This is a genomic window from Paenibacillus sp. W4I10, assembly GCF_030816325.1.
GTDB lineage: Bacteria > Bacillota > Bacilli > Paenibacillales > Paenibacillaceae > Paenibacillus > Paenibacillus amylolyticus_B.
Genome location: NZ_JAUSXX010000001.1, coordinates 1,727,275 through 1,742,517, shown reverse-complemented (window position 1 = coordinate 1,742,517; position 15,243 = coordinate 1,727,275). Strand labels below are relative to the sequence as shown.

The 15,243-nt window shown below is 45.8% G+C and carries 9 protein-coding genes; 5 read left to right on the top strand and 4 right to left on the bottom strand.

From position 1 onward, the window contains the following. Positions 1-17: 17 nt before the first annotated feature. The 4 genes from QF049_RS07825 to QF049_RS07810 all read left to right on the top strand — a co-directional run bounded on the left by QF049_RS07825 (position 18) and on the right by QF049_RS07810 (position 10,037). The gene (locus tag QF049_RS07825; RefSeq protein ID WP_307536292.1) at positions 18-2,249 is read left to right on the top strand and encodes an FAD-dependent oxidoreductase; all 2,232 of its coding nucleotides are present in this window, start codon (positions 18-20) and stop codon (positions 2,247-2,249) included. 17 nt (positions 2,250-2,266) lie between these two features. After that, positions 2,267-3,475 (top strand): SGNH/GDSL hydrolase family protein, encoded by a 1,209-nt coding sequence (locus QF049_RS07820; protein WP_307536290.1) that lies wholly within the window; start codon positions 2,267-2,269, stop codon positions 3,473-3,475. Between the two features lie 306 nt (positions 3,476-3,781). Continuing rightward, on the top strand, positions 3,782-8,809 hold the full coding sequence (locus QF049_RS07815) for a golvesin C-terminal-like domain-containing protein (RefSeq protein ID WP_307536289.1): 5,028 nt from the start codon (positions 3,782-3,784) through the stop codon (positions 8,807-8,809). A gap of 340 nt (positions 8,810-9,149) precedes the next feature. Beyond that, on the top strand, positions 9,150-10,037 hold the full coding sequence (locus tag QF049_RS07810; RefSeq protein ID WP_307536287.1) for a cation diffusion facilitator family transporter: 888 nt from the start codon (positions 9,150-9,152) through the stop codon (positions 10,035-10,037). 242 nt (positions 10,038-10,279) lie between these two features. On the opposite strand, the gene QF049_RS07805 is transcribed toward QF049_RS07810, so the two are convergent. The 4 genes from QF049_RS07805 to QF049_RS07790 all read right to left on the bottom strand — a co-directional run bounded on the left by QF049_RS07805 (position 10,280) and on the right by QF049_RS07790 (position 13,056). After that, positions 10,280-10,498 (bottom strand): ferritin-like domain-containing protein, encoded by a 219-nt coding sequence (locus QF049_RS07805; protein WP_307536284.1) that lies wholly within the window; start codon positions 10,496-10,498, stop codon positions 10,280-10,282. Then, complete coding sequence (locus QF049_RS07800) at positions 10,488-10,640, bottom strand: hypothetical protein (protein ID WP_307536282.1); 153 nt, start codon at positions 10,638-10,640, stop codon at positions 10,488-10,490. The genes QF049_RS07805 and QF049_RS07800 overlap by 11 nt, the downstream gene beginning before the upstream one ends. A 106-nt stretch (positions 10,641-10,746) precedes the next feature. Next, positions 10,747-11,187, bottom strand: a complete 441-nt coding sequence (locus QF049_RS07795) for a hypothetical protein (protein WP_307536280.1) — start codon at positions 11,185-11,187, stop codon at positions 10,747-10,749. A gap of 510 nt (positions 11,188-11,697) precedes the next feature. Continuing rightward, positions 11,698-13,056 carry an alkaline phosphatase gene (locus QF049_RS07790; protein WP_373428222.1) on the bottom strand — a complete coding sequence of 453 codons (1,359 nt, stop codon included), beginning with the start codon at positions 13,054-13,056 and terminating at the stop codon, positions 11,698-11,700. Between the two features lie 357 nt (positions 13,057-13,413). Here QF049_RS07790 and QF049_RS07785 point away from each other — a divergent pair, with 357 nt between their 5' ends. Then, positions 13,414-15,228 (top strand): glycoside hydrolase family 43 protein, encoded by a 1,815-nt coding sequence (locus QF049_RS07785; RefSeq protein WP_307536276.1) that lies wholly within the window; start codon positions 13,414-13,416, stop codon positions 15,226-15,228. Positions 15,229-15,243 lie beyond the last annotated feature (15 nt).

The window sequence follows — 15,243 nt, the reverse complement described above, 5'->3', positions numbered from 1 at the left end:
GATAGGAGCATCTAATCATGGAGGTTATCAAAATGGAGCTTATGAAAGCAGATGTAACCGTCATAGGTGGAGGAATTGCCGGGATATGCGCTGCCATTGCTGCCGCACGCCAAGGGCTGCAGGTTTCACTTATCAATGATCGGCCAGTTCTGGGGGGAAATGCGAGCAGTGAGGTCAGGGTTCATATCAACGGGTCGGCATATCTCGGAAACAGTCCATCCTATTATGCTCGCGAAGGCGGGTTGGTGGAAGAACTCAAACTGAAGATCTTTCATTATAATCCGTTATACAACAAAAAGCTTATGTTTTCGCTTTCGGATACAGTCTTGCTTGACATGGTTTATGATGAGCCCAACATTTCTCTATTCCTTAACACATGTGTGCATGAAACAGGCGTGGAGAACGGCAGAATCAAGTGGGTGGAGGGCCTTCAATTGGCTTCCGAAAGAAAATTTCGTTTTGAAAGCCCTACCTATATCGATTGCTCCGGCGATGGAATTGTTGGGTACCAAGCAGGTGCTCACTTCCGATGGGGAAGAGAGGCGAAGCATGAATACCAGGAGGAGCTCGCTCCAGAAGTGGCAGATCATTACACGATGGGTGATACGATTCTGTTTCAAGCCCGTGACGTAGACTATCCCGTTTCTTACAAAAGGCCAGGCTTTGCGTATGATATTACGAAGCTGGAGTTTTTTGATAGTATCCGAAAAGGATTAAACCATCGGTCTTTTCCAAGAAAAATCAACGGGCTTGGCGGATTGTGGTGGCTGGAATACGGCGGACATATGGATATTATCAAGAATAACGAAGACATCGCCTTGGAACTGCGGAAATTGGTGTATGGGATATGGGATTATATCAAAAATAGCGGTGAATTTGATGATGTAGACAATCTTATTTTGGATTATGTATGCCCGATTCCGGGAAAGCGGGAGTCGAGGCGGTTTATAGGGGAACACATGCTGTCTCAGAATGATCTTACAGCAAAACCTCATTTCGAGGATGCGGTATCCGTCGGAGGCTGGTATATGGATCTGCATGCAAATAAAGGCATCTACGATGAGGGGCCGGCTACCGCCTGGAATTTTGTGCCGGGATTGTATAATATCCCTTTCCGCAGCTTATTTTCACGCAATATCCCAAATCTCATGTTCGCTGGCCGTAATATAAGCGCTACCCATGTGGCTTTTGGGTCTACAAGGGTGATGGCAACCTGTGGTTGTATGGGGCAGGCGGTAGGAACGGCTGCTGCGTTATGCGTAAAATATGATACAGACCCCGCGGCCATCGTCAAAGCCCATATGGGTGAGCTTCAGGCGCAGCTGCTTCGAGACGGGCAAACGATTGTAGGGTTTCAAGAGCCGTTGGATCCTTATTTCGCAGACGGATTAACGATTCGTGCCTCTTCTCAGCGAAGCTATGAACAACTTCATCCAACCGAAGAGATCTCCTTGGAAAGAGCGTTATGTTTGGTCTTGCCGATCCAGACATCTCTGGTTGAAAGTGTGCAGATCAAAATTAAAAATAGATCCGAGCATTCGGAAACGTTGCAAGTGAAGCTGTTTGGCGGGGAGCGGAAGGAAAGCTATATTCCCACCAGCGAGCTGAAGGGATACAACTTGGTGATTTCAGCGGGTCACGATGACTGGATTACACTGGACCTCAGCTGCAAGAAGCCAGAAGACGACAAAATCTACATTGTATTGGAAAGTACGGCGGGCCTTACTGTACACAGCAATGAAGAGAAAATGACTGGAGCGGTTAGCTTCCTTTATAGACCGGAAGAGCCATCCAGGCTGAAGAAACTTAATAAGAGCATTTGCTTCAAAAACCTGATACCATCTCAAAATATGTATAATCCCACGAATGTCGTCAACGGTTTCTCCAGACCTTATGGTCTGCCTAACGGCTGGATATCGGAACGTACGGAAGGACAGGAATGGTTGGAATTTGGTTTTGCAAGCCCCAAGAATCTGGATGAAATCCATCTTATTTTCAATTCAGACCTGAATTTGGAGCATTTCGACGATCCGATCGAACCACTGATCCAGGATTATGATGTGACTTTAACTTTAGAAGATGGAACCAAGAGTGAAATTAAAGTCCGCGGGAATTATCTTTCGTTGAACAAACATCAGGTGAATGCACAAGGTGTAACCCAGATCCGGTTTGATTTCTGTGCAACGTATGGTTCGCCTTATTATGAAGTGTTTGCTGTAAAACTTTTTGCTCCTAAAAATGCTAATTGAGGGCGGGTGAAGTCACGATGAAGGAATTTTTCCCACGAAGTGGGCTGCCTAATGTCATTCAGAAGTTAGAAAATGGAGAAACCGTGACCATCGTTTATTTCGGCGGCAGTAATACACGTTCGGAAGGATACAGGGTCATGACGGCGGATTGGCTACGAGGGCAATATCCCCATGCCGATATCCGCGCTGTGAATGCAGGCATTGATGGGACAGGATCGGACCTCGGCTGCGCCCGTTTGGAGACAGATGTGCTTCGTCATCAGCCTGATCTGGTATTTGTTGAATTTGTTGGAAACGATGGCGGAGTGCCCGAATCCAAGGCACGGATCGAAGGCATTGTCCGACAGATCCGCAAGCAGAGCCGGTTTACCGATATCCTGTTTGTGTATACGGTTAAAGAGCGAGATTTGACCTCATTTCAATCTGGCGAATATCAGAAGGGCGCTCTTATGCAAGAGGAAGTCGCCGACTATTACGGCATTCCTTCGATTCATCTGGGCGTAGCGGTCAGACAATTGGTTTCGGACGGAAAGCTTATTTTCACCTCAAGGGCAGACGTGGCCATTCCCGGAGCCGTTATTTTTACGCATGATTCGATCCATCCGACGATTCCCGAAGGACACCAGATTTACACAGACACCATCATTCGGTCGTTTGAGAAAATGAGCAAACTTCGAGATCACGTGGGAAAAGTCGAACATCACTTGCCGCAGGACCCCTTGGTCCCGTCCAATCCTTGGGAGTATGCAACCATGCTGCCACTGGATCGTCTTACTCATTTTTCTGCAGGGTGGTCTTACGTGACCTCTGATGACTTTCCTTTAGTGCGTGAGTATGATTGGTTGTTCCCCGGTCTATGGCGAGCAGTTGATCCCGGAGAGGCGATCACAGTGGAGTTTGAGGGTACCCACATCGGGCTATTTGATATCGGGGGGCCGGATTCTGGCCGATTGAAGGTGTCGGTGGATGGAGGGGAACCATTCCTTATTGATCGATTCACACTCTATAACGATCATAATCGAAATCAATATGTTTTCTTGCCGGAGCTACCAAATGGGAATCATACAGTTCGCTTCGAGATCGATCACGAGAAAACTGACAAAGCGGCCATGTTTAAGGCAAGTGGCAATGAAAGAAGTATGGAACATGTTCGGCAGCATCCTGCTTGGTATGATCAAACCGTCATTCAGCTTGGAAAGTTGTTATTGGTTCAGCCGCCATTATAATTGTTTGGTTTTACTTGGAACACTTGGAAAACCTATATTCTATCTGACTGCAACTGAGCAATCAATTAGGATGTAGGTTTCTTTTTACTTAAAATCGTATAAGAAATTCTTAAAATGAAAGAAATTTCACCGTAATCTAACATGCTAAGATAAAAACGACAGAGCGGGATTAGGCAGAAGGGGAAGGTTAATTGCTTTTTTACAATCATTTGAGCAAAAGGCAATGTATTTATGCAAGCGTTATCATTTTAAGGAGAGGCTGTGAATTGTATGGTCAAAAGGAAGCTGTTTTTCTTCATCGTTTTCATGTTGACGATCGTAGTTCATTTCAGCCTGATCGGAATAAGGTCCGCTTATGCGGAGACCTTACCTTATCAGACGATTATCATCGATGACGGGAGTATCAAGATCAATGATGTTGTGACACCTGATGCGGGTAACGAGAACAATGGATATGCGGCTCCAAATTGGACTACAAGCACAGGGGTAAAGGGGTATGATCTTTCCAGCACCAAATATACGAGTACAGCAGGCAGAACGATAACATGGAATCCACGCTTGGAAGCAGGAACGGCGAAAATATCGTTCTATAAGTTGGATTGGGCAGATAAAGCAGATAGCAATGTGAAAATTGAGATCGTTCATAATGGAACTACGGATGTAGTCTATATGGATCTAAGACCCTCATCTGGCGAGCCGGCGGGTTGGGTTGATTTGGGAGAGTACTATTTTTCCGGGGTTGGTGAAGAGTACGTTCAATTGACCCGGTCTACCAGCACCACAAACACGATCCTTACACGTGCTGATGCGGTCAAGTTCGAAGGGAATATAAGGCAGAAAGAGCCACATAAGACAATCATCATTGATGATGGGAGCCTCACAATTGATCATGTCATCACTGTTGATTCAGGCAACGTCAGTAACGGGTTCTCCGCTCCTTATTGGACGACCAGTGCAGGAGTGAAGGGATACAATAATTCCAGTTCCAAATTTACAGACGCTGTAGGTAGAAGCATCACCTGGAATCCACGCTTGGAAGCAGGGACGGCGAGAATATCGTTCTATAAGCTGGATTGGGCGGATAAAGCAGACAGTAATGTGAAAATTGAGATTGTTCATAACGGGATTACGGATGTGAAGTTTATGGATCTTAGACCTTCGTCAGGTCCATCGGTTGGATGGGTGGATCTGGGGGAGTATGAGTTTAGTGGTGATGATAGCGAATTTGTCAGGCTGACTCGAACGCAGCCTTCTACGGGTACAATTATTACGCGGGCTGATGCAGTCAAGTTCGAGGGGAATATCCGTCAACAAGCACCACCGCTCCCCCCGCTAAGAAGCCGTACCTTAGGGAATCTCAGTTACACAGAGAAAGGCAGCATCGAAAATGCTAATTACAAGGCAACCTTCTATGAGGCAGCATGGGATGAAGGTAAATCCATCGTTCGTGACATGTTCTACAAAAACACGGAGACAGGGAACTGGGTTCCAATCAATAATGAATCGGAAAGACTTGAGGAACAATGGGTTTTATTGGACGGGAATGCGGGGAGCCGAACCAATTACTATGATACGATGAACAAACGCTGGATTACATTCGACGGGGTCCATTTTCCCGACAGCCAGACGGCGGTACTAACCGACTCTACGCATGGCAGTGATTACGATTTTGAAGTGAACTGGTCCATGGCAGGGGATAAACCAGATGTCTCTTTTGCCTTTACGCCTCGCCGCGACGGCAATTATGTGATTGGATATCAGTCCTTCACAACAGAGGCAGTCTCGGGCATTAGTGAAGTGCTAAATGGATTCAGGTCACATGCCAAAATGGTAGGTACGGTGGAATCAACAAGTTTAAGAGAGCTGAGCGCTCCGATGAGCCTGGTTGAGAAAAATGATGGTGCGGGAAATCCATTGACGTATGGCGTATTTGTACCTTCGGCAGAGCTTCCGGTTGAATTTGAACCGACGGGAGGCGTTACGAAACAACGGCTTGGCATGAGCCTGGTCAACAACGAAGGCAGCGTGCAGCCAATCCTGTATGCGCCTCAATTAGGGACTTATTCGCAAATGACCGCAGAAAGCACGTATCAATTTCATATTGGGCTAATCGCTCAAAAAAGCAATCTGTATGAGTCCTACGCGGATATTCTTCGCAATGATTATGGTTATTCAGCTTATCGGGAAAATGTGTCAGATCAGTCGCTTACTGATGCGATGTTTAATATGATCGATTTGCTTAAGGTTGAGCCGCAAGGGGACGACTCTGTGAATTATGTCCCATCACCCAGCGGGTGGTGGAGCCGTGCCAAGGGTTTTATCGATATCGAAAACGAGGATAGCGTCCGAACAAGCTCAAATGCGGTTCTTTTGGGAGCTTACTATTTAACTGGGGATGACCAGCTATACGATACGAGAGCACTGCCGTCCGTCCAGTATGGCGTATCGCGAAACGGTATCGGTTGGTCGCCAACGCAGAAGAAAGTATACGGTGTGCCTTCGTTATGGAAAATGGCTACTCTGCCGTTCGATGTTTCAAGTGTAGCCGCTGTCAATCAGATGATGGGCACTTCGGCAGGGATTGGGGCACTGGCACAGGAAGAGTACCTTGTGCGTGACCCGGATCAGAAAGACAGGGGTCCTGTCATTCAGCCCCTGATGATGTATCGGATGACGGGAGATGCGCAGTATTTGCAAGCTGCAAAGGATGCAGCCGACAGTTACATCACGCAACATATCGATACGCCTGCATCTGTCGATGTGAGTAAAAATGAGTTCATTTATTATTATAGCAAGCTATGGATGGAGATTTTGGAGCTATATGAGGAGACTCAGGATCCCAAATACTTGGATGCCGCTTATAAGGAAGCCAAACGGTATGCAACCATGTTTGTTGCTCGTCCAGTTCCTGAAGGTAACGTTACGATTCCTCAGCCGGAGACATATAATTACGCGGAGTCGTTCCATTGGCCGGAGAGTGGTAAATTTCAATATCCTAGGCTTAAGCTTCCCGAAGATATTGCCGGAGGCGTTCAAGCGGAGCGTTGGCTTGTTTCACCGAGCGGACTGACGTTTGAAGCAGGAAGTACAACCGGCTATTATCGGATGAATGCTCAGGAAGCTCCATTCATGCTGAGATTGTCGCTTTATACAGGGGATGAACTGCTACAGGATATTGCTCATAATGCGGTTATTGGCCGATATTCCAGTTATCCAGGTTATTATTATAAAGGCTTCGCCGTTAGCCAACTTGAACCGGACTTTCCTCTGGAAGGCCCAAGCGGGGCTACATCCATCTATTATCACCATATTCCGGGGCAACTCGGGCAAACGATGGATTATTTGATCAGCGAACAATCATTGAAATCGAACGGCAGTATTACGTTTCCTTCCGTTTTTGAAACGAATTTTTTATGGTTCAAATATCACCTCTATGGGAATAAACCAGGTCAATTTTATGGTAATTCGGACGTCTGGCTTTGGATGCCCAAGGGGATTATTAAGACCAACCATCCTCAATTGAATTGGATAACGGGTGAGAGCGGCGATAAATTCTACATCGGGTTAAGCAACGCATCTTCGGAAGAAGTTCAGACTCCAATTGAATTAAATGAACAAATCATTGGATACAACCCGGCACAAGATTACACCGTAACGATCATCCGTGACAATGGTACACCAGAGCAAACGATTATGAGTGGTGGAATCATTCAAGCCACGGTTTCAGGCAAGGGCATCACCGCGATCATTGTAGAGGGACTCGATATTGATGTACCTCTGCATCAGGTCAGAACGGCAGATACATCGGATGCAAGTTATTTCTTTGATACCCACAGTCCAATTGACGCGGTTAAAGGCATGCTGATCGTTAAGCCTGACGAAACGGTTTATGATGCTTATGTGCAGGCCAAAACAACGAAACCAGCGACAATCCATTATTCCCTGGATGGCGGGGCCACGTACACAACCGTGCCAGATACGATATACCCAATGGAATGGTCGATACGGGTGGATGATTTATCCCAGACCTTCACTTATTATGTGGAATCGGAGGGGAAGCAGACCCGCAAGCGGACACTCTATCTGCCTAATCAGGTATCGGAAACTCCAGTTCAACCCGATGGGCAGGATAGTTCAACCATCATTGTGGATAATACGGAGGCGGAGACAGAAGGTGTCTGGATAAGGGATACGACGGCTAACGATTATTATTATGATAACTATGTGTATGCCAAATCTACGACCGGCACAGCGACAAGCAAAATGAGATGGCGGCCTGAGCTGCCGGAAAGTGTCACTTACAGTGTGTATTACAAGATTCCGCAAATCACGGCTGCGAGTGAAAATTGGGCAACAAATGCCTCATTTACCGTTTATCATAGCGGCGGCTCCGAGACGGTGACAGTTGATGAGACAACAGCGAATGGTACTTGGGTGCACCTAGGTGATTATCCTTTTGCTGCAGGCGATAGCGGGTACGTGGAATTAACCAATAAGGCCAACAAGTCCAGAGTCGTTGCCGATGCAATCATGTGGGTGGACCCAAACAGGATACCGCAATTGGAGTCTGCTGTGATCATGTCCGATCGGAACGAGTTGCAGATGACTCAAACCGCACAACTGAGCGTAACCGGCTACTTGGATAACGGTTTGATCGGTGATCTTACACAGGCCGATGTGCAGTATTTCGTTGATCGTACGGATCTGGCTGAAGTGAATAGCAGTGGGTTGTTGACTCTTCTTAATCTCGATGGGAACACGGATCACATTGAGGTATGGGCTACTGTCACGATTGACGGAGTGACCTTAACCACACCGCCTTTGAACATCACGATCAGGGACCTAACGGTTATCGTGGACAGTACAAATACAACAGGGTTATACACGACAGAAGGGTCTTGGAGCCAAAGCAATTTAGCTGGATACAAAATTGGGGTTAAATCCCGCTATTCAACAGTTCAAGGATCATCAGCAACGTGGAAAGGCGAGTTTCCAGAGGGGAAATATACGGTCTCGATCTACAAACTTGTCCATACGACCGCAAACGATAACAATGTCAAAGTGGAAGTGAAACATAAAACGGGTACCGAGGTCACCTATATCGATGCAACGGCCGGCTCATCGGGTTGGGTTAATCTGGGAACGTTCGACTTTACAGGTGACGGCAGCGAGTATGTCCGGTTAACCAGAGTTACGCCTACAACGGTAGACCCACCAACGCTTCCTGCGGATATGATCTATACGAGAGTTGACGCTGTTATGTTCGAACGGCATTCCGATGATTCGGAGCTGCTTACCAATGAGGTGCAAGGTGAACCGACACTTTCTGAATAAGTGCAGTGATTTATGAATGGAAGTGGAACAACTGTAAGTGATGTTATACAAATTATTGCAAAATAACGCTAAGAGGCCGAGTGGATCAAAACGATCCATTCGGCTCTTTATATCTAAGTGCAAGAAAGTGTGGTTACAAGGGAAGGCAGTCGGCCAACGTCCTCTTACCACCCATTAAGCACTTAAGTTTGCCAAATCCAACTTTTTTGGATGCTCGTAAAAAAATTGCCGCTTTCAGATTATGTTTCGTCACACTCAAAACGTTTCTCTAGACCCACACAAATCTTCAATGGTACCATCATACACGTGCTAGAAATGAAGATTGCAGGAGGATATCTTTTTGGATCAACTAAAATACGATAATCTAAAGCTGGGGGAGCGCGGAGCTATCATCAGCATTATCGCCTACATATGTTTGACCTTAATAAAACTGATCGTTGGCAATATGGCCGGATCCGAAGCCCTAAAGGCGGATGGATTAAACAATGCCACCGATATTGTGGCCTCCATAGCTGTACTGATCGGTTTGAAGCTTGCCCAACGCCCAGCCGACAAAGATCATACATATGGTCACTGGAGAGCAGAGACCGTTGCGTCACTAGTTGCTTCTTTCATCATGATGGCGGTAGGTTTACAAGTACTGTTTGAAGCCATCGGTTCTGTGTTCAGGGGTACACATGAATCTCCGGATATCATCGCTGCGTACACAGGTATCTTCTGCGCGGTTGTCATGTATGTGGTCTATCGCTATAACAAGAGACTTGCTACACGTATTCAAAGTCAGGCGGTCATGGCTGCAGCTCGAGATAATATCTCCGATGCTTGGGTGAGCACTGGTGCGGTCATTGGAATCGTGGGCTCCCAGTTCGGCCTCCCATGGCTGGACCCTGTAACGGCTGTCATCGTAGGTTTCCTGATCTGCAAGACCGCTTGGGACATTTTCAAGGAAGCCACACATCATCTGACGGACGGTTTTGATGTTGAACTCATTCAGGAGTACAAAAAAACGATTGCCGGAATTGACAGCGTAGAGACAGTTAAAGACGTGAGAGCGCGGAACTATGGCAATAACGTTGTAGTAGACGTTGTCATAACAGTCCATGCTGAGCTGGATCTTCAACAAGCACATGATATCTGTACAGACGTGGAGAACGAGTTAATGGAGGAGCATGACGTATACACCGTTCACGTTCATGTGGAACCTGATATGTTGAAAGAGTGCATTTAATATCAAGATGCTATGATAAAAGAGAGACTCGGCAAAGCAAAAACCAGTGAAGTGTAATTCATTCACTGGTTTTTGCTGATTCCAATTGTTATTCTGGAAACGAATGCACGCGTTATTTATCCTCTACATGACTATCTCGGCAAATTGTAGGTAATCAGATTGTTATATTTATCCGCATGTTTCTGTTCATCCAGAATGATCCCCCACACCGTGTCTTTATATATGCCATAAGGGAGACCAAACTATATTTTCCGATACTTTTCCACGGCCGCCAATTCACCTTGAAACGCCTGTTGCAGCCCAGCAAGATAAGAGGTGACCGTCTCAACCGGCTCACTACTTACGCCCGAAATCTCCTGACCCGTTAGATCTTTGTACATTTGCCGAAACATTTGATTATGTCCGCGTTCATCATTACGGATGCTCGTGATGATGGCAGCCTGATTGGCATCAGGTGACAACTGAATCTAGTGAATCATAGAAAATTTCATCGTTTCGTTCTCCCTGTACAGCCGATTTGATTAATTCAAGTGCTTCGGCTGATGATGTTGCCCATACCGGAGTAAAAGTGTACCTGTAACCATAAGGATATGCCACATACATTACGAATCCCTCCAAGACAAATATGAGTTAAGATATGCACGTATGCCCATCAGCGTTAACCCATATCATATGTCCGGCCTTATTAGTCGAAAGTTTCAGTGAAACTTCACTTGGTATACCTCAATATTTTACTGTAACCATAAGCAAGAACAAATGGCAGGAGGTATGACAAAAAGGTCCAAAGAAGGTTCCATCCATTAAAATAAATGACATGCCCCATCATTTTGGCAAACCATTCGATTAATGTCAGCGACAATGATGCAACAAGGATCGCCAACCATGGCTTGGCACTTTTTACTAAAATAGTATACATCATCAGGCAGCCAGCGATCGGATAGATTCCAAGGTCCATTGGAAGAGCAGCCAAGGATTGATTATGAGTATTCGGAAGAATATTCCAGAAGTAATTAAACCCGATATTGTTGATGGATGCTGAAATAGCCACACCGAGTGGATAATATAGAATAAGGATTGTAAAGTTCCGACGCAGAATCCATACACCCAATATAATGGGAATGACCATACCCAGCAGAATGTTTCCTAACATGCAATTTTCCTCCAAAGCTTTGTTACTTCTGTAGTTTAACTATAAGCCGCATCACTCCGTTGTCTTCTCTTCCAGAAGGCGATCCACCTTATCTGTAAGTGCATCCAATTTTTTATCATAATGCTTGTACGTATAGAATCCAATGACTGCTTTGACTGCAAAAAAGAGCACCGCAGCAATGACAATGAGAATATAATTGTGGGCAAGCTGCCTTAACCAATCGTTAATTGCATTTATCGGATTTCTCTCCCTTCAATGCAAGTGGTTTTGTATAAGGTAACCAACTCCATGGGATATAATGCATATTAGCAAATTCGGAACAGGCATACGCCTTACTCGAAGTGAATGGACAAGTTTCGGTCATGAAAAAAGTCAAGTATAGAACGGCTACGGTTGAGGATATTCATAAAAAGGTGAGTGGCATATCAATAAAGATTTTATGAAAAAAATCCCTCCTCTTCGGATGAAAGAAGAGAAGGGATGATCGTAAACTACCGTATTATTGTCAAATTATTGGTGCTTGCTGAGGATATCAAATATGATCTTGGCATTATCTGTGTTGTCGATCAAACCGGCGAAGCGATGACTTGCGGGTCCGTAGGCATAGACAGGAACATCTTCACCTGTATGTCCACCTGTTGTCCAGCCCGTAAATGAACGGTTATCAATAATCGCTTCAATGGTATTATCAATCTTTGTTACATCCGCAGTTTGGGCTGCTTCTTTCACCGATTGAATCTCTTCAGGTTTCAACTCCAGTTTCAGATAACTTTTCAGTGTTTCTTCAACCGAAGCACCTTTCGCAATTTGTGCTGCCATGAAGTCTGGTGTTCGCAGTGCAGCTTTGATCGGGTCTACGAAGAAGTTGTATTCTCCGTCTTTTCCAAGCGTAAGTCCGCCCGTGGAGTGATCGGCAGTAGCTACGACAAGGGTTTCACCATCTTTTTTGGCAAAATCAATAGCTGCCTGAAATGCTGCTGCGAAATCTTCCATTTCACTCATTGCGCCAACGATATCATTATCATGCCCTGCCCAGTCGATCTGGCTGCCTTCGACCATTAGAAAGAACCCTTTGTCGTTCGAACTGAGGCGATCAATCGCGGTATTGGTCATCTCAGCCAATGATGGCGTTTCAGCAGTACGATCGATCATCTTGTCCAAACCTCCGTCCGCAAACAGTCCCAGCACTTGTTGATTCTTTTCGGCAAGGAGAGCGGAACGATCCGTCACATAGCTGAATCCGGCCTTTTGGAACTCCTTCGTCAGATCCCGACCCTCGCGCACAAAATTGGATTTCCCTCCACCCAGGAGGACATCAACCTTATGCTTGCCATTAATCAACTCATCATAATAATCGTCCGCAATGGCATCCATGTTTTTTCGACTGATATCATGGGCACCGAATGCAGCCGGTGTAGCATGGGTGATCTCCGATGTAGCCACGAGTCCGGTGGCTTTGCCGTTTTCTTTGGCCTGCTCCAGTACGGTTTTGACTTCCTTCTGTGCAGGGTCGACAGCTATAGCAGCATTGTAGGTTTTAACGCCTGCCGACATGGCCGTTGCTGCGGAAGCGGAATCCGTTACATTTTGTTTATCATCATCCGGATAAGTCATTTGTGCACCAACAAGATAAGGGTCGAATACGGTTTTATCCATGCCCTTAGTCGAAGGATCATCTTTCATATAACGGTAAGCTGAAGTATAAGAGGTCCCCATGCCATCCCCAATGAGGAAGATGATATTCTTGATTTGTTTTTTCTCCACACTTACAGCTTGAACGGCACTTGCTTGTCCGGCGGACAAGAGAGTAGAAGCCGATACAGCCAGAGTCAGCGCTACCGCTGGTAATACTCTTTTGGATAATTTCACAGTGATTCCTCCTCGTAATATCTCAACAACAAATAATGAATGCATGAATCTATATTCATTTGTTCATCATTAAGAAGATTAGCATTTATTTGTAAATGAAAACCAAGAATTTTGTATAACTGAGGTAAAATAAACAAAATAAGGCGATGTGTTAATTCTTTGCATGAGGAGCAAGTCAAACAACTCAATCAGGGCAATATGTTTCCCCCGAAAGATTCACATGATCTGCAACATACGAGATTATAAAAACATACTCATTCCGCTGTTTTTGAAGTATGATACAACATAAGTAGAACGCTTTCATTTTTGTATTACTGTTAATATAAAGTCAATTTCATTTCAGGAGGCTCTTTACCATTGACCAAAACAACTCCAACTTATGATGGGTATCTCTTTGTACATTTTATTGGCGAACAACCAGACGGAGAGCAGGTTTATTTCTCCTATAGCGAGGATGGTCTTCATTGGAAGGACCTTAATGACGGCTCGCCTGTACTGTTTTCCGACCTTGGAGAAAAGGGGGTGCGGGACCCATTTCTGGTTCGTTCAGTCAAGGATAATAAATTTTATCTGATTGCTACGGATCTCCGCATCGCAAGCGGCAAAGGATGGACTCATGCCGTTAATGCCGGGAGCCGTGACGTAATTATATGGGAATCCAGCAATCTCGTGAACTGGTCATCCCCATGGAACGTTACACTAGGTGTTGAGGGCGCTGGATGTGTCTGGGCACCCGAAGCTGTGTATGATGAAATAACAGATGAGTTTCTTGTATTTTGGGCTTCTGCGACGCAAGAACCTCAGGAGCAAGAACGAAAACAAAAAATATACAGCGCTCGTACAAAAGACTTTCGTTCGTTCTCGGCATCGGAAAAATACATTGAGCGGGATAATCATATTATTGATACAACGATTCTTCCTGCGGATGGCTCTTATTATCGATACTCCAAGGATGAAACAACCAAAAACATACGGGTAGAAAAAGGAGACTCTCTCGACAAAGAGGCGTTTGTTACGCTGCAAGCCCCGGTACTGGAGGCTGTGGCAGGTGTCGAGGGACCTCAAATCTTTAAATCCAATGACCGGGAGGAATGGTGCCTGATTGTTGATCGATTTGCTGAAGGCAAGGGGTATCTTCCTCTGCTGACTACAGATCTGGGAAGCGGAGAATTCCGAATCGTCCCTGATGGTGAATTCGATATGGGAACGACTCAAAAGCGGCATGGAAGTGTCCTGCCAATCACAGCTGAAGAGTGCAGCCGGCTTCTAGCGGCTTTCGGGGATGGTCATCAGGTGCTTCCCGGACAATATGCCGATCCTGATGTAGCCAAGTTTGAGGATCGTTACTATATGTATCCAACAACAGATGGCTTCGAGGGGTGGTCGGGGACACAGTTCAAGGTGTTTTCTTCTTCAGACCTGAAGCGTTGGCAAGACGAAGGTGTTATCCTTGATCTGGGAACAGAGGATGTGGCCTGGGCAACCGGTAATGCTTGGGCACCGGCAATTGCCAGTCGTAACGGAAAGTTCTATTTTTATTTCTGTGGCAAAATGCTGAACGGCGAGAGTGCCATTGGCGTTGCTGTAGCGGATACACCGATTGGTCCATTCCTGGCCGAGTCGCAACCTTTGATCACCATGGAGCAGTTGAAACGTCTGGGCATTACCATGGGCCAGGCTATTGATCCCTCCATCTATATTGAAGATGATGGAAAACCGTATCTGCTATTTGGCAATGGACATGCTGCCATTGTGGAGCTTAATGAAGACATGATAAGTGTCGTTGAGGACACAATGAGCAATCTGGCGGGCTTGCATGATTTTCGTGAGGCGGTAACCGTTTTGAAGCAGGGTGGACTTTACCACTTTACGTGGTCCTGTGATGATACAGGCAGCGAAGACTATCATGTGAATTACGGTACGTCAGAGCAGTTATACGGTCCAATTACCTATCAACACCCGATTCTGAGCAAAAATGTCGAGAAGGGCATGCTGGGCACAGGTCATCACTGTATATTTAATGATTCCGAAACGGGTCAATACCAGATTGCCTATCACCGTTTTGTGACGCCACTATCCAGGTTTTCCTCCGGAAAGGGGTATCACCGCGAAATATGTATGGACCCGCTTCTGTTTGGTAAGGACGGACTGATTCAGCCGGTTATACTCTAATATAAGACCGTTTAA

Excerpts from the sequence above, each read along its gene's own strand:
- QF049_RS07825 (WP_307536292.1), top strand. The coding sequence starts at position 18 with ATGGAGGTTATCAAAATGGAGCTTATGAAAGCAGATGTAACCGTCATA.
- QF049_RS07820 (WP_307536290.1), top strand. The coding sequence starts at position 2,267 with ATGAAGGAATTTTTCCCACGAAGTGGGCTGCCTAATGTCATTCAGAAG.
- QF049_RS07795 (WP_307536280.1), bottom strand. The coding sequence starts at position 11,187 with ATGTTAGGAAACATTCTGCTGGGTATGGTCATTCCCATTATATTGGGT.
- QF049_RS07815 (WP_307536289.1), top strand. The coding sequence starts at position 3,782 with ATGTTGACGATCGTAGTTCATTTCAGCCTGATCGGAATAAGGTCCGCT.
- QF049_RS07800 (WP_307536282.1), bottom strand. The coding sequence starts at position 10,640 with ATGTATGTGGCATATCCTTATGGTTACAGGTACACTTTTACTCCGGTA.